This is a genomic window from Pseudomonas sp. FP2335 (genome assembly GCF_030687535.1).
Classification (GTDB): domain Bacteria; phylum Pseudomonadota; class Gammaproteobacteria; order Pseudomonadales; family Pseudomonadaceae; genus Aquipseudomonas.
On the sequence record NZ_CP117437.1, the window covers coordinates 868,720 to 887,432 of the forward strand.

Below are 18,713 nucleotides of genomic sequence, written 5' to 3' on the forward strand. Positions count from 1 at the left end.
TTGTCCTTGGGGTAGTGCTTTTTACAGGTAAATCGTGCCTTGCAGGTAAAGCACTGCGCTGCCGGAGATGATCACGCGGTCGCCCTTGAGTTCGCAGCGCAACTGGCCACGGCGTGTGCCGCCTTGCTCGGCGGTCAACACCGGCTTGCCCAGGCGTTCGGCCCAGAACGGCGTCAGCGACGTATGGGCGGAGCCGGTGACCGGGTCTTCATTGACGCCCACGTTCGGTCCGAACCAGCGCGAGATAAAGTCGAACCGTGCGCTTTTGGCGGTCACCGCGATGCCGCGTTTGGGCAAGCCCTTGAGGCTGGCGAAATCCGGGGTCAGTGCGGCGACCTGGGCTTCATCGTCCACCAGCACGATGTAGTCATCGGTGCTGAACACCTCGGCGTGTTCGATGCCTAGCGCGCTCAACATCCCTGCTGGAGGCTTGCACGGCTGGGGCTGCTTGGCCGGAAAGTCCATCGCCAGCTCGTCGCCGTTGCGCGTCACGCGAAGCTCGCCGCTGCGCGTGGCAAAGCGCAGCACCTCAGGTGCACCGGCCAGTTTGTGGATCAACACCCAGGCGGCGGCCAACGTGGCATGGCCGCACAGGTCCACTTCGACTTGCGGGGTAAACCAGCGCAACTCATAGACCTCGCCGCGCGGTACAAAAAACGCGGTCTCCGAGAGGTTGTTCTCGGCGGCGATGTTATGCAGTTGTTCGTTGGGCAGCCATTCGGTCAGTGGGCAGACCGCTGCGGGATTACCGCCGAAGACGTGGGAGCTGAACGCGTCGACTTGGTAGATATCCAGTTTCATCGGGGATGCTCTCCGTGTGGGGAGGTTGGACACTAGCAGTGGGCCAGGGGAGCGTCGCCGTACAGATGGTGGTTTTTTTTGCGCGCATGTGCGCTGCACTTTCTTGCAGGCATAAAAAAACGGCCTACCTTTCGGTAAGCCGTTTTTAGTACTTGGTGGCTACACAGGGACTTGAACCCCGGACCCCAGCATTATGAATGCTATGCTCTAACCAACTGAGCTATGTAGCCAAGTGGCGCGCATTATTCGCTCAGAACGCTAATGCGTCAAGTATTTATTTTGAATTTTTATCTGCGCTTTCAACTGTTTAAGCAAAATCGGCTGAAACGGCGACGAGTGGCGTGCCACTGTCGGTGTTCCCCCATGGGCTTTGCGTCGATTTTCCGGTGTGCGACTCGGTTGGGCAGATATCCCTGCTGCCCAACGCGGGGTCTGGCTTACCGGGGCATCGGGCTGTGGGTGACACGCTTGAGTTGTTCGCGGGCGCGCGACAGGCGTGAGCGTACTGTGCCGATCGGAATATCCAGCACGTCGGCGGTGTCCTGGTAGCTGCCGTCGGTTTCCAGTGACGCGTACAGCGTCTTGCGCATCTCGGCCGGCAGGCGGTCGATGGCGCTCAAGGTTTTCTCCAGGCGACGGTTGATCTCAAATTCCCAATCCAGGTTGTGATTGTCTTCGTGTCCATGCCAGAGCGCCTCATCAAACTCGCAATGCACGGGCTTGGCGTACAGGCGCCTGAAGTGATTGCGGATCAGGTTTTGCGCAATGCCGCACATCCAGGTACTGAGGGTGGCGTTGCCGCTGAAGCGCTCGCGGTTGCGCCAGGCTTCCAGGTAGGTCAGTTGCAGAAGATCGTCTGCATCTTCCGGGTTGAGCACACGCTTGTGAATGAAGCGCCGAAGTTTCTTTTGCTGGTCGTCTGTCAGTTGGAGCATGAATTGAGGCGAGCTGCCAACGAGGTGAGCCAGAGCTTCAATTGGGATATTCATGTTGTTTTTCCTCAGGGTAGACGCTGCCGAAATGGTTTCGACGAGAACCCCTTTAGCACTGGCTGTGCCAAACTAAAAAACTACATAAATATATGATTTATAAGGATATATATCTTTGTGCGAGGTGTATTTGCGCAAGAGTTTGCAAATATCCTTGATGGTGTTGTGCAGGCTTTTTCAAAAAGCCTGCGTCGATGATTTTGATGGAACTGTTTGGAGACGGTTTGCCACATAGGGAAACACTCTTCCAATCCTGATCTGTCCATGAAAGTTGAATCGCCCAGCGATGTACAAAAAGTCCTGCAACAGGATCTGCCCAACGTCGATGCCGCCCAGGCGCAGACGAGGAGTCCGGGTGTCGATGAGCTTGCCTTCAATCAGGACCTGATGTTTAACAACGTGCCGAGGCGCCAGGCGGTGGGTGAGAGCGTCATGCCTATCGAGCAACTGGCGCAGCTTTACGACCAGTTGGGCCACCCGGCTCAGGCGAAGCTTGCCGCGATCACCCGCATGGTGCGGCACTATCTGATGCGCGAGCCAAGTATCGACACACTGCTGGAAATCACCGGCAACGATCCAGCGCGAACGTTTGTGGTGCTCCACCAGGTAATGGCCCAGGCGCAGGCCGCAAGGGACAAAGACGAGGCAAGGTTGGCCCAGGATGCCCTTGCCAGGCTCAATATTCGCTTTAAAAGGGAAATCCAGGCCGGCCTGAACATCGCCATGACCTTGCAGGCCGCGGGTGCCGACCCGCAAGAACGCCAGGCGGTGCGCGATCTCTATTACGCCAGCGTGGTCACTCGTCAGTCCCTGGCGACGATGATGAAAGAGCTGTTGCGCGTGTACGGTGCCGAACGGTTTTCGCAAGGCCTGAAGGTCATGCGGGGCGCTTTGTCGGACGACATCGCGGCTCACGTGCCGTCGGTGCCTACCGCCTTGTTGCGCTCGTTGCTGCGGGGGCTGCAAAGCTGCTCACAGCTGAGCGGCGTGTTGTCCAACTGCGAATCGTTGATCCGGCGCCTGAACCTTGAGCAGGATGCGGTGAGCCTGTTGCAGCGCCTGCTGGGCTATGCCGGTACGGGCGTTGCGGCCTCTGAAGTGCAGCGCCTGGCGGATGATCTGTTGGCCGCTGGCCGGCCTTGCCAACTGATCTCCCTCAATGCGCTGTACCCAGTGATTCAACAGATACCCCTGGGTATTTGGCTGGACGGCCAGACGCGCCGAGACGCGCTGCACAACTTTTTGTTGGTGATGGATGAGTTTGCCCGAGTCGAGCGGGGGCCTGGGGGCCCGGTTGCTCAGAGGAGGGGCCTGTGACTGCGCTGTCGAGCATCAATGGGCTGCTGCTCAAGGTTGCGCAGCGCGCCGAAGTGCTGGGCGCCGTGGTGGTCATGGCCATTGTGTTTATCTTTATCGTGCCACTGCCCACTTGGCTGGCGGACATCCTCATTGCGGTAAACATCTGCATCTCGTGCCTGTTGATCGTACTGGCCCTGTACCTGCCGGGACCGTTGGCGTTTTCGTCGTTTCCGTCGATTTTGTTGCTGACCACCATGTTCCGCCTGGCGCTGTCGATTGCCACCACACGCCTGATCCTGCTGGAACAGGATGCCGGTGAAATCGTCGAGGCCTTCGGTAATTTCGTGGTCGGTGGCAACCTGGCGGTGGGCATGGTGATCTTCCTGATCCTGACGCTGGTGAACTTTCTGGTAATTACCAAGGGCTCCGAGCGTGTGGCCGAGGTGTCGGCACGTTTCAGCCTGGACGCAATGCCCGGCAAGCAGATGTCCATCGACAGTGACCTGCGTGCCGGGCTGATCGACGGTACGCAGGCGCGGGACAAGCGCGAGCAGCTGTCTCGCGAAAGCCAATTGTTCGGCGCGATGGATGGCGCCATGAAGTTCGTCAAAGGCGATGCCATTGCAGGCCTGATCATCGTAGTGGTCAACCTGCTGGGTGGTTTCTCGACCGGCATGTTCCAGCACGGCTTGAGCGCGGCAGAGTCTATCTCGCTGTACTCCGTGCTGACCATCGGTGACGGCCTGATTGCGCAGATCCCCGCGCTGCTGATTTCGCTCACGGCCGGCATGATCATCACCCGCGTAGCGCCGGATGGCCGCAAAGGGGTCAGTAACATGGGCGCCGAAATTGCCCGGCAAATGACCAGCGAGCCCAAGAGTTGGGTGATTGCCTCGGTTGGCATGCTCGCATTTGCGGTCGTGCCTGGCATGCCGACCCTGGTCTTTATCCTGATCGCGCTAAAGACCGGCGGCCTGGGTTATTACCTGATGCGCCAGCGTCAGCGCGAGCAGGCGCCGCGAGCCGAATCGCAGCAGCAGGTTCGCCCGGAAGAGAACGGCGATGAGGACCTGCGCGGCTTCGACCCGTCGCGGCCGTACTTGCTGCAGTTCAATCCGGTGTTTTACGCCACGCCCGAGGTCGTAGACATCGTCAGGAAAGTCCGCCAGGCCAGGAATGCGCTGGTGGCCAATATCGGTCTGACGTTGCCACCGTTCGAAGCCGAGTTCAGCGACACGCTGGCAGTCGATGAGATGCGTTTTTGCGTGCATGAAGTACCGGTGATGGTGGCGACCCTGAGCGACCGCATCGCTGTCGAGTATACGGCGTTTGCACAGCCCCCTGAGCGGGGTGAGCGCGGACGCATCGAGCGCGACGAGCAGGATTGGCTGTGGCTCGCGCCGGATGACCCTTTGCTGGAAGATCCCGACCTCGAACGGTTCACTGCCCAGGACTTGATCGTCGAGCGCATGACGCGCGCGATGATGCTCAGCGGGCCGCGGTTCCTGGGCATTCAGGAGAGCAAGTCGATTCTCAGTTGGCTGGAGCAGAACCAGCCAGAACTGGTGCAGGAACTGCAACGCATCATGCCGCTTTCGCGGTTTTCGTCGGTACTGCAGCGCCTGGCCGGCGAAGGCGTTCCGCTGCGTGCCGTGCGGCTGATCGTCGAGTCATTGATCGATTACGGGCAGCATGAGCGTGAACCCGAGGCTTTGGCCGATTACGCGCGTATCGCCCTCAAATCGCAGATCTTTCACCAGTACAGCGAAGCCGATGGCCTGCATGCCTGGCTGCTGTCGCCGCAGACGGAAAATATCCTGCGTGAAGCGCTGCGCCAGACCCAGAGCGGTGTGTTCTTCGCCCTTGAAAACGATCACAGCACGGCGCTGGTCAACCTGCTCAACCAGGCATTCAGCGTGCGCGCCAAAACCCGCAGCGTGATGCTGGTGGCTCAAGACCTGCGCAGTCCGCTGCGGACCTTGCTGATCGATGAATTCAACCATGTGCCGGTGCTGTCCTTTGCCGAGCTTGGCAGCACCTCCAAAGTCAAAGTGCTGGGGCGCTTTGACCTTGTGCAGGAAGAGTTGATGCGCGGAGGCGTGGCATGAACAGGCTGTTGCTACGGGCAGAGAGAGGCGCTCGATGATGTTCGAACTGCGTGTCCTGAACGGTTTGCATCAAGGGGCGGCACTGCCGCTGTTTGGTGAGCAGTGGAGCATCGGTGCTCACGCGGACGCCGATCTGGTACTCGATGACCCGGGGGTTGCCGAGCACCACGCACGGTTGCGGCTGATCGGTCAGAACTGGTCGGTGCAGGCCGAGGCGGGGTTGCTGCACGGGCACGATGGGCAGGTGCTGGCGCAGATCACGAGCCTTGCGCTGGGAGTGCCGTTTTCGGTGGGCTCCACTCGATTGTGTGTCAGCCTGGCTGATCAGCCCTGGCCTGGCGCGTCCTCTGCGGTGCCGGTTGAACCTGCGCCACTGCCGGTTGAACCGGCGCGGGGGCTGAAGTTATCCACCATCTCAAACGCGCAGCAAAAGCGCTTGATCAGCCTGGCGCTGGTGGGGGCAGTCATCATTATGCTCGTGGGCCTGGTCTCCACGGGAGAGAAAGACGCTCAAGCCTCCTTGATGCCGCCCATGGTGCAGAAGGACGAACTCGCTTCGCCGTTCGACGTGCGCAAGCAGTTGCTCAAGATGCTCAACGAGCGCGAACTGGGCCAGCGGGTCACCGTGCAAGTGATCAATGACCAGGTCGCGCTCGGCGGGGATGTGTCGCAGGAGGACATGGACCTGGTGACGCGCATGCTCGATCGCTACGGCGAGATGTTCGACAGCACCGTGCCCGTGATCAGCCGCGTGCGCCTGCGCGATAACTCGTTGCCATTCAAGATTGTGCAGATAGTCGGCGGGTCGAACGGTCATGTGGTGCTGGAGGACGGCAGCCGGCTGTTTGTCGGTGATGAAGTGGAAGGCCTGCGCCTGGTCTTGATCGATAACAACAAGGTGGTTTTCGATGGCGCGCAGCGTTACGAGGTGCGTTGGTGAGTGCGGATCTGCAAGCGCGGCTGGACGCCTGGCAGCAGCGCCAGGCCCAAGCGCTGGCCGGCTTTGCGCCGGTGACGATGCGGGGTCGTATTCAACGCGTCAATGGCATGTTGCTGCAATGCCGGTTGCCCCATTCATGCATCGGCGACCTGTGCCTGGTGGAAAAAAAGGCCGGCGATTACATGCTGGCCGAAATCATCGGTTTCGATCAGCAGGATGCGGTGCTCAGTGCATTGGGCAACCTGGAAGGCGTACGCGTGGGCGCCAGCGTGGAGCGCCTCGGGGTGTCGCATCGGGTGCGGGTCAGCGAGGCGTTGCTGGGCCAGGTGCTGGACGGCTTCGGACGCCCGATTGCAGGGGAAGGGCCGAGTGCTTTTGTCGAGTCCGATAGCCCGGACACCAGCGCCGTATTGTGCGAGGCACCGCTACCTACGGAGCGGCCGCGCATCAACCGGGCGCTGGCCACCGGCGTGCGCTCCATCGATGGCCTGTTGACCCTGGGCGAGGGGCAGCGCGTCGGCTTGTTCGCCGGGGCCGGTTGCGGCAAGACCACGCTGCTGGCCGAGATCGCGCGGAACGTGGAGTGCGATGTGATTGTGTTCGGCCTGATCGGCGAGCGGGGCCGGGAACTGCGCGAGTTCCTCGATCATGAACTGGATGAGCAGTTGCGCGCCAAGGCGGTGCTGGTGTGTGCCACTTCGGACCGCTCCAGCATGGAGCGTGCCCGTGCGGCATTCACGGCGACGGCATTGGCCGAAGGTTTCCGCAGCAAGGGCCAGCGGGTACTGTTGCTGATCGACTCGCTGACGCGTTTTGCCAGGGCCCAGCGTGAAATCGGCCTGGCTGCCGGCGAGCCGTTGGGCCGCGGCGGCTTGCCGCCTTCGGTCTACAGCCTGTTGCCGCGCCTGGTCGAGCGCGCCGGGCTGACAAACGAGGGCGTGATTACCGCGATCTATACGGTGCTGATCGAACAGGACTCGATGAGTGATCCGGTGGCAGACGAGGTTCGCTCGCTGCTTGATGGCCACATCGTGCTGTCGCGCAAACTCGCTGAGCGCGGGCACTACCCGGCGGTGGATGTGCTGGCCAGCCTTTCACGGATCTTGAGCAATGTCGCCGACCCCGAGGATATTCGCGCCGGCACGGCGTTGCGGCGCCTGTTGTCGGCGTATCAGCAGATCGAGTTGATGCTCAAGCTGGGAGAGTACCAGGCCGGCAGCGACATTCTCACCGACCTGGCGGTGGACAGTCGCCAGGCGGTCGACGGTTTTCTACGCCAGGATCTGCGCGAACCCACACCGATGATGACCACGCTGGAACAACTTAAGGAGCTGACCGGCCATGTCCCTTTCTAACGGATTGCTGGGTGAGATCGAGACCCTGCGTCGCCTGCGTCGGCACCGGGCAGACCGTGCCGAGCGTGCCCTGAGTGAGGCAAAACGAGCCCAGCAGACCCTGCTTGTGCATATCCGCCAGGCTGAGGAACGTCTTGAGCAGACCCGGCAGGTGGAGGCTCAGCAAAGTGCCGAGCTGCTCGGCCGGCATCAGGGCCAGGTGCTGAGTTTTCAGGCGCTGAAATCCTGGGCCGTACAAGAGCAGGCCCTGAGCGCCAGCACCCGTCACGAGCAGGGGCAACTGTACGCGTTGCAGGGGCAGCAGGAAGAAAAACAAATCCACGTCAGCGCCGCCCAGAAGCAGGTCACCGCGTGCCTGCGCCAGGTGGAAAAACTTCAGGAATTATCCGATTTGTTGGCTCAGGAGCCGATATGACCCAGGTTTCAAGCAAGCCATACGAACGTCCACGGCCGCGTGAATCGCGCGAGGATCGCGACCCGGCAATGGCAGGTGTGGTGCCTTGGGAGCAAGGACGGTTATTTGCCCAGTTGTTTGGTGATGACGCTGCGCACACAGGGTATGGCGCTGCCCAGTCGGGCATGGGGATGCCGGCCGCTGTCGCGATGATCGACGCGCTTGCTGAGCAACTGGCACCCCAGGTGTTGGGTGCGGCGCAATGGCCGTTGCAGGCGACGTTGTACATGCCGCGCCTGGGGCGGATCAAAGCCAGTGTGCGGCGAGAGCAGAACGTCTGGGGCATTGAATTGGAGGCAGAGCATGAGGCGACGTCGCGCTGGCTCTGCGGCGTGCGGCAACAATGCCAGGAGCGTATGGCGGGAGCACTGGGCTCGCCGGTCAGCCTGCATTTGCCCGATGCTCGCCCGGCGTGATGCTCTCGCGTCTGGTACTGCCGCAGATCCCGGGTGACACCGTTGCCGCGCGACGCCGACTGGGGCGTGGCTTGAGCTTGCCATTCGAGGTCGCCGGAGCACGTGGTGAGCTGCGGATGGAGCCTGGGCCTGCACCCGTCAGTGCCCCATCGCTGTGTTTTGAAACGGTTTGCGGGGTACTGGCATTCGCCCAGCCGGGGCCGGTGCTCAGCCTGCTGGGCGAGTGCCCGGTGACGTTGGCCCCGTCCGGCAATGACCCGGATTCGTGGTTCTGGGCCTTGTTCCAACATCACTTGAGCCCGCAGATCAGCAGGCTGCTGGGCGACGTTCGCTTGAGCGAGTCCGCCCGCCCTGAGGGCTTTGGCTGTCGCCTGGTGGTGACATTGGGAGCCTCCCGTGTGGATGCCTATATGTGGCTGACGCCACAGAGTTTCCTCTCGTTGTGCGCGGCCGCCCCCTGGCGGGGCATTGCGGCACCGCTGCCGGCAGCGTTTCAACTGGCGATCGCCGTGACCGTCGGACGTGTGCAACTGCCCTTTGCACAGGTGCGCGGCCTGCAGGCCGGCGATGTGCTGGTGTTCGAACAAGCATTTTTTCAAGCGCAGGGGCCCGGCCATCTGCAGGTCGGCAGGCAGCAATTGCACGGTTGCATTGACGATGACGCCGGGCCGTTGCGGCTTACTGTTACTTCTATCGAGGACGTGTGTGTGGATGAGAACTTTGCAGTACCTGGCGTGGCCGGGCCTGAGGCGGATGAACCCGTAGTGGATGTATTTGGCCACGAGCCATTCGATGAGTTGAGCATGGCGTTGAATGTGCGTTGTGGAACGCTGAATCTCACCCTCGGCGAACTGCGCAACCTTGCGCCAGGTTCGGTGCTGGGCATCAGTGGTTTTGCACCGGGCATGGCCGGTCTCTACTACGGTGACAGAGCCATTGGCCTCGGGCAGTTGGTGGAGGTGGACGGGCGCCTCGGATTGCAGATGTCTCGTGTGAATTTTTCCCGATGAGCTTGCAAGGAATCGATCCTCTCGTTCTGGCGCTGTTTCTGGGCGCGTTGTCATTGATGCCCATGCTGCTGATCGTGTGCACGGCGTTTCTCAAGATCGTGATCGTGCTGATGATTACCCGCAACGCCATCGGCGTGCAGCAGGTGCCGCCGAGCATGGCCATCAATGGCATCGCACTGGCGGCGACGCTGTTTATCATGGCGCCTGTCGGCTACCAGATAGCGGAGGTGGTCAAGGTTTCGCCGCTGGACCTCAGCAGTGTGCAAAGCATGCTGCAGACCGGCCAGGAGGCCATCCAACCGCTGCGTACATTCATGCTGCGCAATGTTGACCCGGATGTGCTGACCCATCTGCTGGAAAATACGGCGCGCCTGTGGCCTGCCCAAATGGCCCGGGAGGTCCAGCGTGAAGACCTGATCCTGCTGGTCCCGGCGTTCGTGTTGTCGCAGTTGCAGGCCGGGTTCGAGATCGGCTTTCTGATCTACATCCCGTTTATCGTGATCGACCTGATCGTCTCCAACCTGCTCTTGGCGCTGGGCATGCAGATGGTCTCGCCGATGACCATTTCCCTACCGCTCAAATTGCTCCTGTTCGTGCTGGTCTCCGGCTGGTCACGGTTGCTCGACAGCCTGTTCCTTTCTTATCTCTGAGTCGCTTATGGAACCTATCGTGCTGTTCAAGCAGGGCATGTTGCTGGTGGTGGTGTTGTCGGCGCCGCCGTTGATCGTGGCCGTGGTGGTAGGGGTGATGACCTCGCTGGTGCAGGCGCTGATGCAGGTTCAGGATCAGACGCTGCCCTTTGGCATCAAGCTGGTGGCGGTGGGGATCACGCTGATCCTTACCGGCCGCTGGATCGGTGTTGAGTTGATCCAGTTGATCAACCTGACCTTTGAAATGATCGGCCGTTCGGCCCTGAACTGAGGTCTGGCCTGTGCTGCCGTATGTGGAGTATCTACCGAGCCTGGTCATCGCCATGGCGCGGATCTATCCGTGCGCCATATTGGTGGCGGCATTCTGTTTTCAACATATTCGCGGTATGCCCCGGCATGCCATCGTGATGGTGCTGGCCTTGCTGCCGGCACCGGGCATCCATGCGCTGTTGGCGGGCCAGGACTATTCGATGCTGATGCTTGGCGGGTTGGTCCTCAAGGAGGTCATCCTCGGGCTTCTGCTGGGGGTGTTGCTGTCGATGCCGTTCTGGATCTTCGAGTCGGTGGGGGCGTTGCTGGACAACCAGCGCGGCGCCCTGGCCGGTGGGCAGCTCAACCCGTCGCTGGGGCCGGACGCGACACCCTGCGGGCACATGTTCAAGCAACTGGCGATATTTCTGTTGATGGTCAGCGTCGGCTTGGGGGCACTGACCCAGGTGATCTGGGACAGTTATCGGATATGGCCGCCCACGGTCTGGTTCCCGTTGCCGTCGGCCAACGGGATGGGGGTGTTTGTGGATCTGCTCGGCGACACCTTCATGCACATGATGCTCTACGCCGCGCCTTTCATTGCGGTGCTGTTGTTGCTGGAATTCGGTATTGCGTTGCTGGGGGTTTACAGTCAGCAGTTGCAGGTAAGCACGCTGGCGCCGCCGCTCAAATGCCTCGCGGGGCTCGGCATTCTGCTGTTGTATTTTGCGTTGTTACAGGACTTGATTGTCGGTCGCATGGGCCTGCTCGGTGATCTCAAGCATTCACTGGCGCTGCTGTTCAAGGTCGGTTCAGCATGAGTGACTCAGGCGAAAAGAAGCACCCCGCGTCGGCCAAAAAACTGCGGGACCAGCGTAAGAAAGGCCAGGTCTCCCAAAGCCAGGATGTGGGCAAGTTGATGGTGTTGACGGCCATCAGCGAGATCGCGCTGATGACGGCCGAGACCAGTATGCAACGTTTCCAGCAGTTGATAGTGCTGCCGATGTCGCGCATGAACCAACCCTTCATGCGAGCACTGGAAGAAGTGTTGTTCGAGGGGCTGGCGCTGTTTTTTTCGTTCGCCCTGTTGATGGCCGGGGTGGCGATTGCGATGAAGCTGATCAGCAGTTGGATGCAAATCGGGTTGCTGTTTGCACCGGAGGTCCTGAAACTCGATTTCAATCGCCTCAATCCGCTCAATCAACTCAAGCAGATGTTCTCCGCACAGTCGTTGATCAACCTGTTGATGAGTATCGCCAAAGCGTTGCTGCTGGGCCTGGCGTTGTACATGGTGATCATGCCGTCGCTGGGTGCATTGATTAACCTGGCCAATAGCGACCTGCAAAGTTACCTCCTCGCGTTGATCACGTTGTTCCGCCACTTGCTGCACGCTTGTCTGGGGTTGCTGCTGGTGTTGGCGCTGATCGATTTTTCCATGCAAAAACACTTCTTTGCCAAGCGCATGCGCATGACCCAGGTGGAGGTGCTCAAGGAATACAAGGACATGGAAGGCGACCCCCACGTGAAAGGGCAACGGCGCTCGCTCGCCTTCCAGTTGTCCCAGGAGGAGCCCAAGGTCAAGCTGCCCAAGCTGGAGGAGGCCGACATGCTGGTGGTCAACCCGACGCACTTTGCCGTGGCCTTGTATTACCGCCCTGGAAAAACCCCACTGCCTCTATTGGTGGACAAAGGTACGGACGCCGATGCTCGCCAGTTGATCGCGCGGGCGAAGGCCGCAGAGGTTCCGGTGATTCAGTGCGTATGGCTGGCCCGCACCCTCTACCCCCAAAAGCTGGGGGCCAGCATCCCTCGGGAAACCTTGCAGGCCGTAGCCATCATCTATCGCACGTTGCGTGAGCTGGATGATGAAGCCAAGCGTGAAACCCTCGAGCTGCCTGAGCTTGAACAGCGTTGAGCAGCAGGCAGCTCGGGGGCAGTCATCGCTCCAGCGACACCGTTTGATAGTCCGCACGTTCTCCCGCCGGGCCGGGTTCGACGCGCATCTGCGGTGGCCACCAGATGATCAGCTTGTTCGGAGACGATTGCGGGCGAGAGCAGGAGTCGCCCTTGCAGGTTGGGGTGCAACCGGCGACAAGCAATACCGCGCCGATCAGGGAGGCGTATAACATTTTGTGCTTCATGGTTTGGCCTTCTGGGCTGGGCTGATCAATGAGGGGCGAGGTACACCGAGATGTTCATCCTTGACCACCGGGCGCATGGCGATAAACACCTCGGCTTCTTCACCCGGCTTGAGCCACGCACGTGGCCAGACACTGACGGCCAGGGTGTGCGAATTGCTGCACTCCTTCTCATCGATGCGCACATTGCGGTTGAACGTGTTGCGCAGCACCACGACGGCCACGTTGTATTCCGGGCCCGCATACCACTGGCTGCGTTCGGTGTTTAGCTCAAGTAATTTTCGGGTATCGCACAAGGTGTTCAGGCTCAGTGGCATGGGGGCTGCCTTGAACGTCTTGGGCACTTCGCCACTGACCAGGCGCGCCAAGGTGTTGATAATGTCGCTGCGCTTGATCACCGGTGCGTGAGGGGCCGTGCGCCTGGCCAGCGGCGCGAGGGCGGTCTGCAGTTCTGCCTGGTCGGCCTGCGGCAGGTAGCGCGACGGGTCGGACTGGTCGCCGATCACGCGTGGGGTCAGGATGAACAGGCGTTCACGCCGGTTGTTCTGCCGTTCGGTGGAGGAGAACAGCGCCTTGCCCAGCAGTGGAATATCCCCCAGCAGCGGCACCTTGTTTTGCTTGTCTGTGCTTTCGGTGACATGGAAGCCACCGACCACCAAGGAGCGTTTTTCCGCCATGACCGCCTGGGTGCTGACCTTGCCCTGGCTGGTACTGGGGTTGCCGTTCACGGGGTTGGGCGCACCGAAATTACCGTCCTCGATATCGATCGCCAAATGCACTTGATGGCTGCCGCGGCTGGTGATGACCCGCGGTATGACACGAAAGCTGGTGCCAACGACGATCGGCATGATCGTTACGTTGTCGCGGCCGGGCGTGAGGTACTGGGTGCGGTTGAAGTCGATGACCGCAGGCTGGTTTTCCAGGGTCAGTACGGAAGGGTTGGAGACCATGGTTGCCAGCCCCTTGGCCTCCAGCGCGCGGATGTCGGCGTAGAAGCGATCGCGGTTTTCAATTGATAGCTGGGAAGTGGTACCGGGTGCGAAATTCGTGAAGCCCGCGCTGAAGCGGCTGTTCTGGAAGCCCCAGTTGACCCCGAACTCACGCAGTTGCGTGCGCTCGATGTCGAGGATGATGGCATCGATTTCCACCAGCTTGCGTGCGACGTCGAGTTGGGTGATCAACTCGCGGTACATGACCTGGCGCTCGGGTAAGTCGTAGATCAGCACAGCGTTGTTGCGCACGTCGGCTTCGACGCGGATGCGGCTGCTGCTCGCAGGCGCGCGAGGGGTCAGCGTCGCGCCCGTTTCCAATTGCCCGGTGTTGGTGCCGAGCATCTGGCCTAGCAACGGGTTTCCCAGGCGCGGAACATTCGGCACCAGAGGGGAGGGCTGGGTAGCCGCGGGACGTGAGTTCATGCCTGGGATCGTCGACGAGGGACGTGGCTCCAGCAGCCCTCGCAAAATGCTGGCCACCCCGGGGATTTTCAGTTTCTCTCCGCGATAATCCACCAAACGATCCGCCGCGTTAGCGAACTTCAACGGGTAGCTCAACACATTTTGCTTCTCGTCCGGCGAGCGACGCTGGCTGCTGAATTGCTTGATCTGCTCGATGTACCGCCGCGGGCCGGAAACCAGTACGACGCCTTCCTCGGGCAACTCGCCCCAACCGAACCGGCTGTCGAGCAAGCCGATATCAGTCAGTGCCTGCTTGAGGTCGGCGATGGTCTCGGAGGAAACCTCCAGTCGCGTCGACTCTTGCTGGTCCAAGGTGCTGATATAGAGCGTGTTGTTGTACAGATACCACTGGAAGCGGTGTTCCACGCCCAGCCTGTCGAGCATCGATTGTGGGGTGTTTGCGCGTATCTTGCCGTTGACGATGCCTTCCAGCAGGCCTTCGACTTGCAGTTGGGTACCAAAGGTCTGTGCGAAGTCTTCGAGCACCTCGCGCAGCGGTTTGTGCTCGGCCTCGTAGGCGTAGGCCGTGTTTTTCCATTCGGGAGGGACGGCAGCGAAGCTACTGTGTGAAGCGCTCAGCAGCCAAGGCAGTACGATCAGACCAGGCCAACAGCGGCGTTTTTGCGTGTGGTTGGGCGAAACGTTGCGCAAGCAGTCAGGCTTGTCAGTCTTGTTATTCATGGGAAGTCTCTGAATTTGGCGGGAGCGGAGGTTGCGGGGTGAACGAGGACTGCAGCGTGTTGGCAGGGAGGGGGCCTCGATTCGCGAGTGCCCACGTCCTGTATTCAACCGATACTCAGGGAATACCATCGAAGACGATTTTTCCCTGATCGGCCCGGTAGTTGGTCAGGGCCTGAGTGGTAGTCAGAAGCTGGTTTGCACTCATCTTTATGTCCAGCGCCTGATTCAACAACGCCGCGAATGTTTCGCTATCCAGTTCCTCGTCGGGCGTTTTTCTTATCTGATCCATTTGTTTTCTGACGGTGTCCAGCTCTCGGTACTGCCGTTGGTGCTGCCGGTAATCAAAGTTCATAGGGGCATCCTCCAGTGACGTGCCCCTGTGTGTGGTTCAAATTTGGTAACGGTTCCAGGCGCCGATCATGCAGTGGCAATGTCCGGGCATTTCTGGATATTTCCTACTTGCGCGGCGGCTGCGGGTCCAGCAGAAACAAGCTCTCGACGGCGCGCTGCCATTCAACGTGGAAACTGCCTTCTTCTGTTTCCAGGATGAGTGTCTGGGGCGGGAGGGCGTCGTCCAGACGCAGGCTCCAGCGTACCTCGGTGTTGATATGCAGCCACTGCTCCACGTGTGCTTGATCAGCGGGGTGGCAGGCCAGCGCGGCGTTGGGGCGGGGGATCAGTGGGTCCAGCAACTTGTTGAGCAAGGCACTGATGCGCTCTGCGGGAGGGGTCATCTCCAGCAAGCTGCTTAGCGCTTGTTGGGTGATGGTGGTGGCGAATCTTTCACACTGGTCGCCGATTGTCTGTCGTTCGGCTTCCCACCGCTGCAGTTGGTGGTTGGCACGTTGCCAGAACTCTTCGTGCGCCTGCTTGAGTATTTGCGCGCTCTGCTCTTGCGCCTGCTGCAGCAGCGTCTCGGCCTGCGCCTGGGCGTTGTCGAGCACATGCTCTGCGCGCTGGTTGTCGGCGAGCAGTTCCCTTGAGATCACGGGCTGCGACAGGCTGGCAGAAGACGTCAATAATTCAATCTTGCGTCGGCAGAGCATGATTGAGGTTCTCCGCGGGTAGGGTGACATTGTTGGCCAGGGCGCTGGCACGCCAGATCACGGCTTGCCAGACAGTGTCGAGCTTGCTGGCGGCTGGCATCTGAAGTGCGCTCTCGAGTTGTTGCACCCGCTGGCGGGAGAAGCTGAGCCGCAGGCGCTGCCAGATGGCTGGGTCAACCCAGCTACGCAGGTAATACAGAGGGTCTACGCTGGGTTTGTGGGACGCGGGGGGGAGCGCCATGGACAGACGCGCGCACCATTCGCGTTGATCCGTGCTCAAGGCGCTGTCGTGCTGTGGATGGTAAATGCCCTCGACCAGCGCCAGCATCAGTTCCCGTTGCGCGGTCGGTGCCAGCACCAAGTGCAACAGGGCTGGGGAGGGGTGAATCGGCAGGCACGGGGTAATGCCCAGTGCGACACCTATGCGTTCATGCCGGCTTCGGCACAGTGTCTTGGCGGCAGGTGAGTCCAGGTCGAAGGGCCACCAGTCCTGTTGCGAATGGCTCCAGGGAGATGTCCACCAGCGTGCCCATTGGTACAGCTCATTCATGGAGTGCGGTGCTTGGTGGGTCATTGACCTGTGCCATTTCCGGGCGTAGTTTTTTCCGAAGCCAGAATGCCAGCCCTGCGGCCGATAGCGCCAACGCAATCAGCAGTGCTGCCAGCGCTGTCTGCCAAAACGTCAGATCTTTCTCGGGTACCAAGAAAGCCCCGAAATAGGTCAGGCGTTCCTGTTCGACATAGGCGGTTGCAGGTACGAAGGTGACGGTGAGTTTTTCTGGGTTGTCCACCGTGGTAGTCATGCCTGGGATGCTGCTGGCGACCATTCTGCGCACACGTGGCCTGATGTTATCGGGGTCCAGGCGCGGGTCATGCTTGATAAAGACCGAGGCCGATGCAGGTTGAACGGGTTCGCCCGGGGCCACGCGTTCGGGTAACACGACATGCACCCTCGCGACGATGACCCCGTCGATGTTGGATAACGTGGCCTCCAGTTCCTGTGATAACGCGTAGATGTAACGGGCCCGTTCCTCCAGGGGGGTGGAGATGACACCCTCCTTGCGGAAAATCTCTCCCAGCGTGGAACGCGCGGTTTTGGGCAGCCCCGCAGCCTCCAGCGTGCGTACCGCGCGGGCGATGTCGCTGGTTTTCACCCGAACGACCACACCGTCCTTTTCCAATGTCTTTTGGGCGCGGATTTGTTTATCCGCCAGCTCGGCAATGACATCGTTGGCTTCCTGCTCGGACAGTTGGCGGTGAAGTTCGATGCGTTCACTACAGCCGGCAAGGAGGAGTGCCAGCGTTAACAGTAAACAAGTGATGAGACGGCTGCGCATAGGTTTCCTATTGCAGATTGGTGGTTTTTTCCACCATCGCAATACCGTGTTTGATGACTTTCACTGACACTGACAGGAGTTCCTTGCTTTCAACCAACGCCAGGGGCACTTGTGCTGCCTTTAGGGAGTGCTTGCCGCTGGCGAAGTCTTTCAACCCTCTGGATACCAGGTCTGACTTGCTCTTGAGGGCAGTGGATTGCTCCGCCAGATAGTGAGCGCTAATGGCCGGAGCCGAGGGCTTTGGACCGCTATCGTTCATCAACGCCGAGGCAAAAAAATGGCTGTCGAGCGTGGAGTCGGCAGGCGTTGCCATGTCGTTTCTTTGTACAAGAGTTTGAGGCTGTGAGACCCACTCGGTTTTCGAAAGCATTTGACACTCCAAGTGTATCGGTGGGGACTTGCCTCCTCCATCAATGAACTGAGGAGACAAGTCGTTTTATGCTTAAGCCCTTGCGGAGCCAATCTGCGTCATAAGTTTGGTGGAGAAGTCGAGCTTCATGCCTTCTACGGTTTGGTGGTAGTTCTGCGCATTTTTCTTGCGCAGATTTTGTTGTTGAAGCACCGCCGCGGTGTCGCTGTCCATTTCGCCGAATGCGCCGCTGACATCGTTTCCGCTTCCGTATCCGTTTGTGTAAATATTATTACTGTTGTATCCGGTAATAGTGTCAATAGTCATATTAATTACCTGCTTTCAATATGGTTAGTGCCTAAATAATAGACATATAGCATGCCTAAAATCTTTAGAGCCTAGGCTCATCAATTGAGTGGTCGAAGAGGTAGAAAACGTTCCAGAATTATATTTCTAAAGTGTTTCTGAAGTGTTTCTAAAGATGTTGTCGTCGAGTTTAGGTGGATGCCTAGGTCAATATATTCAAATGCTTCAAACGGTAATACAGTGTTCGCTTGGCAACGCCCAGTTCTGCGGCGACACGCTCCACGCAGTCCGCATGACGTTTCAACGACTCCTCGATCAATGACTTTTCGATTTGCTGCAGGCGCTCTTTCAACGGCATGAACCGAGCATCTTTTACCGGCGAATCGAGGGGCCGCATGCCCAACACAAAGCGTTTGGCTGCCGAACGTAATTCGCGGACATTACCCAGCCAGCGGTGGCAGAGCAATTGTTGGAGTAACGTATCGGTTGGTGTAGGCGCGGGGCAGTCGAAGTATTGCGCTTCTTGTCGCACCATATCCATAAACAGCGGAATGATTTGCTCTTGCCGATTACGCAGTGGCACAAGGTTGATGCTCACGACATTCAGGCGAAAGTAAAGATCACGTCGAAAGGTGCCTTGTTCGACCATGTCATGCAGCGATTGCTGAGCGGACGCGATGACGCGCATGTCCACTGGGATGAACCGGGTCGACCCCAAGCGCTCGACACCGCGCGACTCCAAGACTCGAAGCAGTTTGGCCTGCAGGGGCAGCGGCATGCTGTCGATTTCATCCAGGTACAACGTACCCAGGTGTGCGGCTTCGATAAAGCCTGCCCTCGACTGCACTGCACCGGTATAGGCGCCACTATTGACCCCGAATAATTGGCCTTCGGCGAGAGTTTCCGGGATGGCTGCACAGTTAACGGCGACCAGGTTTCCACGGCGGCCAGACAATCGATGTACCCGCTGCGCCAAGGTATCTTTGCCGGTGCCGGTTTCTCCTAGTAATAGGATGTCTATATTAAGTGTTGCGGTCGTATTGAGGGTGCTTTCAATTTCCGAGCCTGCAATAAAGAGGGGATCTACTTCATTGTGCTTGTGAATAAAGACCGACATTGTAAAGAGGCTCC

General features: G+C 59.6%; 22 protein-coding genes and 1 tRNA gene. 11 read left to right on the plus strand and 12 right to left on the minus strand.

Annotation, left to right across the window (positions count from 1 at the left end; translation table 11 throughout):
- Window positions 1-21: 21 nt before the first annotated feature.
- From PSH81_RS03610 to PSH81_RS03620, 3 genes are all read right to left on the minus strand, one after another.
- The gene (locus PSH81_RS03610; RefSeq protein ID WP_226456567.1) at window positions 22-801 is read right to left on the minus strand and encodes a PhzF family phenazine biosynthesis protein; all 780 of its coding nucleotides are present in this window, start codon (window positions 799-801) and stop codon (window positions 22-24) included.
- 153 nt (window positions 802-954) lie between these two features.
- Window positions 955-1,031, minus strand: a tRNA-Met gene (locus PSH81_RS03615).
- Window positions 1,032-1,238: 207 nt separating this feature from the next.
- The gene (locus tag PSH81_RS03620; RefSeq protein WP_226456565.1) at window positions 1,239-1,790 is read right to left on the minus strand and encodes an RNA polymerase sigma factor; all 552 of its coding nucleotides are present in this window, start codon (window positions 1,788-1,790) and stop codon (window positions 1,239-1,241) included.
- A gap of 264 nt (window positions 1,791-2,054) precedes the next feature.
- On the opposite strand from PSH81_RS03620, the gene sctW reads away from it, so the two are divergent.
- Genes sctW through sctU form a run of 11 tightly spaced genes read left to right on the plus strand, consistent with a single transcriptional unit; the run spans window position 2,055 to window position 12,186 of the window.
- Window positions 2,055-3,107, plus strand: coding sequence for a type III secretion system gatekeeper subunit SctW (gene sctW, locus PSH81_RS03625; RefSeq protein ID WP_226456564.1), 1,053 nt, complete (start codon window positions 2,055-2,057; stop codon window positions 3,105-3,107).
- Window positions 3,104-5,197 (plus strand): type III secretion system export apparatus subunit SctV, encoded by a 2,094-nt coding sequence (gene sctV, locus PSH81_RS03630; protein ID WP_305392029.1) that lies wholly within the window; start codon window positions 3,104-3,106, stop codon window positions 5,195-5,197. Before sctW ends, sctV begins: the two co-directional genes overlap by 4 nt.
- Before the next feature lie 37 nt (window positions 5,198-5,234).
- On the plus strand, window positions 5,235-6,137 hold the full coding sequence (locus PSH81_RS03635; RefSeq protein WP_305392030.1) for an FHA domain-containing protein: 903 nt from the start codon (window positions 5,235-5,237) through the stop codon (window positions 6,135-6,137).
- Window positions 6,134-7,492 carry a FliI/YscN family ATPase gene (locus PSH81_RS03640; RefSeq protein ID WP_305392031.1) on the plus strand — a complete coding sequence of 453 codons (1,359 nt, stop codon included), beginning with the start codon at window positions 6,134-6,136 and terminating at the stop codon, window positions 7,490-7,492. The genes PSH81_RS03635 and PSH81_RS03640 overlap by 4 nt, the downstream gene beginning before the upstream one ends.
- Window positions 7,479-7,907 (plus strand): YscO family type III secretion system apparatus protein, encoded by a 429-nt coding sequence (locus PSH81_RS03645; RefSeq protein WP_305392032.1) that lies wholly within the window; start codon window positions 7,479-7,481, stop codon window positions 7,905-7,907. The genes PSH81_RS03640 and PSH81_RS03645 overlap by 14 nt, the downstream gene beginning before the upstream one ends.
- Window positions 7,904-8,362 carry a type III secretion system HrpP C-terminal domain-containing protein gene (locus PSH81_RS03650; RefSeq protein WP_305392033.1) on the plus strand — a complete coding sequence of 153 codons (459 nt, stop codon included), beginning with the start codon at window positions 7,904-7,906 and terminating at the stop codon, window positions 8,360-8,362. Before PSH81_RS03645 ends, PSH81_RS03650 begins: the two co-directional genes overlap by 4 nt.
- The gene (locus tag PSH81_RS03655) at window positions 8,362-9,372 is read left to right on the plus strand and encodes a FliM/FliN family flagellar motor switch protein (protein ID WP_370694882.1); all 1,011 of its coding nucleotides are present in this window, start codon (window positions 8,362-8,364) and stop codon (window positions 9,370-9,372) included. The genes PSH81_RS03650 and PSH81_RS03655 overlap by 1 nt, the downstream gene beginning before the upstream one ends.
- Entirely contained in the window at window positions 9,369-10,022 is a 654-nt protein-coding gene (gene sctR, locus PSH81_RS03660) for a type III secretion system export apparatus subunit SctR (protein ID WP_305392035.1), read from the plus strand. Before PSH81_RS03655 ends, sctR begins: the two co-directional genes overlap by 4 nt.
- Before the next feature lie 7 nt (window positions 10,023-10,029).
- The gene (sctS, locus tag PSH81_RS03665) at window positions 10,030-10,293 is read left to right on the plus strand and encodes a type III secretion system export apparatus subunit SctS (RefSeq protein WP_192297799.1); all 264 of its coding nucleotides are present in this window, start codon (window positions 10,030-10,032) and stop codon (window positions 10,291-10,293) included.
- 10 nt (window positions 10,294-10,303) lie between these two features.
- Window positions 10,304-11,092, plus strand: a complete 789-nt coding sequence (gene sctT, locus PSH81_RS03670) for a type III secretion system export apparatus subunit SctT (RefSeq protein ID WP_305392036.1) — start codon at window positions 10,304-10,306, stop codon at window positions 11,090-11,092.
- Window positions 11,089-12,186 (plus strand): type III secretion system export apparatus subunit SctU, encoded by a 1,098-nt coding sequence (sctU, locus tag PSH81_RS03675; RefSeq protein WP_226456561.1) that lies wholly within the window; start codon window positions 11,089-11,091, stop codon window positions 12,184-12,186. The genes sctT and sctU overlap by 4 nt, the downstream gene beginning before the upstream one ends.
- A 22-nt stretch (window positions 12,187-12,208) precedes the next feature.
- Here the strand turns inward: sctU and hrpT are convergent, their stop codons facing one another.
- The 9 genes from hrpT to PSH81_RS03720 form a co-directional block, all read right to left on the minus strand.
- Window positions 12,209-12,412, minus strand: coding sequence for an HrpT family type III secretion system protein (hrpT, locus tag PSH81_RS03680; RefSeq protein WP_226456559.1), 204 nt, complete (start codon window positions 12,410-12,412; stop codon window positions 12,209-12,211).
- Window positions 12,409-14,544, minus strand: a complete 2,136-nt coding sequence (gene sctC, locus PSH81_RS03685) for a type III secretion system outer membrane ring subunit SctC (protein WP_226456558.1) — start codon at window positions 14,542-14,544, stop codon at window positions 12,409-12,411. The genes hrpT and sctC overlap by 4 nt, the downstream gene beginning before the upstream one ends.
- A 115-nt stretch (window positions 14,545-14,659) precedes the next feature.
- Window positions 14,660-14,896: a hypothetical protein gene (locus tag PSH81_RS03690; RefSeq protein WP_226456556.1), complete on the minus strand. Its 237-nt coding sequence runs from the start codon at window positions 14,894-14,896 to the stop codon at window positions 14,660-14,662.
- A gap of 103 nt (window positions 14,897-14,999) precedes the next feature.
- Complete coding sequence (gene sctL / locus PSH81_RS03695; protein ID WP_225595296.1) at window positions 15,000-15,590, minus strand: type III secretion system stator protein SctL; 591 nt, start codon at window positions 15,588-15,590, stop codon at window positions 15,000-15,002.
- Window positions 15,568-16,164 carry a type III secretion protein gene (locus tag PSH81_RS03700; protein WP_305392037.1) on the minus strand — a complete coding sequence of 199 codons (597 nt, stop codon included), beginning with the start codon at window positions 16,162-16,164 and terminating at the stop codon, window positions 15,568-15,570. The genes sctL and PSH81_RS03700 overlap by 23 nt, the downstream gene beginning before the upstream one ends.
- A complete protein-coding gene (gene sctJ, locus PSH81_RS03705) occupies window positions 16,133-16,927 on the minus strand; it encodes a type III secretion system inner membrane ring lipoprotein SctJ (protein ID WP_226456554.1) in 795 nt (264 codons plus the stop codon). The genes PSH81_RS03700 and sctJ overlap by 32 nt, the downstream gene beginning before the upstream one ends.
- Before the next feature lie 7 nt (window positions 16,928-16,934).
- Window positions 16,935-17,240, minus strand: coding sequence for a hypothetical protein (locus PSH81_RS03710; RefSeq protein ID WP_226456552.1), 306 nt, complete (start codon window positions 17,238-17,240; stop codon window positions 16,935-16,937).
- A 129-nt stretch (window positions 17,241-17,369) separates the two neighbouring features.
- Window positions 17,370-17,603: a hypothetical protein gene (locus PSH81_RS03715; protein ID WP_226456551.1), complete on the minus strand. Its 234-nt coding sequence runs from the start codon at window positions 17,601-17,603 to the stop codon at window positions 17,370-17,372.
- Window positions 17,604-17,784: 181 nt separating this feature from the next.
- Window positions 17,785-18,699 (minus strand): sigma 54-interacting transcriptional regulator, encoded by a 915-nt coding sequence (locus PSH81_RS03720; protein WP_192297789.1) that lies wholly within the window; start codon window positions 18,697-18,699, stop codon window positions 17,785-17,787.
- Window positions 18,700-18,713 lie beyond the last annotated feature (14 nt).

Excerpts from the sequence above, each read along its gene's own strand:
- PSH81_RS03610 (WP_226456567.1), bottom strand. The coding sequence starts at position 801 with ATGAAACTGGATATCTACCAAGTCGACGCGTTCAGCTCCCACGTCTTC.
- PSH81_RS03620 (WP_226456565.1), bottom strand. The coding sequence starts at position 1,790 with ATGAATATCCCAATTGAAGCTCTGGCTCACCTCGTTGGCAGCTCGCCT.
- sctW (WP_226456564.1), top strand. The coding sequence starts at position 2,055 with ATGAAAGTTGAATCGCCCAGCGATGTACAAAAAGTCCTGCAACAGGAT.
- PSH81_RS03635 (WP_305392030.1), top strand. The coding sequence starts at position 5,235 with ATGTTCGAACTGCGTGTCCTGAACGGTTTGCATCAAGGGGCGGCACTG.
- PSH81_RS03645 (WP_305392032.1), top strand. The coding sequence starts at position 7,479 with ATGTCCCTTTCTAACGGATTGCTGGGTGAGATCGAGACCCTGCGTCGC.
- PSH81_RS03650 (WP_305392033.1), top strand. The coding sequence starts at position 7,904 with ATGACCCAGGTTTCAAGCAAGCCATACGAACGTCCACGGCCGCGTGAA.
- PSH81_RS03655 (WP_370694882.1), top strand. The coding sequence starts at position 8,362 with ATGCTCTCGCGTCTGGTACTGCCGCAGATCCCGGGTGACACCGTTGCC.
- sctR (WP_305392035.1), top strand. The coding sequence starts at position 9,369 with ATGAGCTTGCAAGGAATCGATCCTCTCGTTCTGGCGCTGTTTCTGGGC.
- sctS (WP_192297799.1), top strand. The coding sequence starts at position 10,030 with ATGGAACCTATCGTGCTGTTCAAGCAGGGCATGTTGCTGGTGGTGGTG.
- sctU (WP_226456561.1), top strand. The coding sequence starts at position 11,089 with ATGAGTGACTCAGGCGAAAAGAAGCACCCCGCGTCGGCCAAAAAACTG.
- hrpT (WP_226456559.1), bottom strand. The coding sequence starts at position 12,412 with ATGAAGCACAAAATGTTATACGCCTCCCTGATCGGCGCGGTATTGCTT.
- sctC (WP_226456558.1), bottom strand. The coding sequence starts at position 14,544 with ATGAATAACAAGACTGACAAGCCTGACTGCTTGCGCAACGTTTCGCCC.
- PSH81_RS03690 (WP_226456556.1), bottom strand. The coding sequence starts at position 14,896 with ATGAACTTTGATTACCGGCAGCACCAACGGCAGTACCGAGAGCTGGAC.
- sctL (WP_225595296.1), bottom strand. The coding sequence starts at position 15,590 with ATGCTCTGCCGACGCAAGATTGAATTATTGACGTCTTCTGCCAGCCTG.
- PSH81_RS03700 (WP_305392037.1), bottom strand. The coding sequence starts at position 16,164 with ATGACCCACCAAGCACCGCACTCCATGAATGAGCTGTACCAATGGGCA.
- sctJ (WP_226456554.1), bottom strand. The coding sequence starts at position 16,927 with ATGCGCAGCCGTCTCATCACTTGTTTACTGTTAACGCTGGCACTCCTC.
- PSH81_RS03710 (WP_226456552.1), bottom strand. The coding sequence starts at position 17,240 with ATGGCAACGCCTGCCGACTCCACGCTCGACAGCCATTTTTTTGCCTCG.
- PSH81_RS03715 (WP_226456551.1), bottom strand. The coding sequence starts at position 17,603 with ATGACTATTGACACTATTACCGGATACAACAGTAATAATATTTACACA.
- PSH81_RS03720 (WP_192297789.1), bottom strand. The coding sequence starts at position 18,699 with ATGTCGGTCTTTATTCACAAGCACAATGAAGTAGATCCCCTCTTTATT.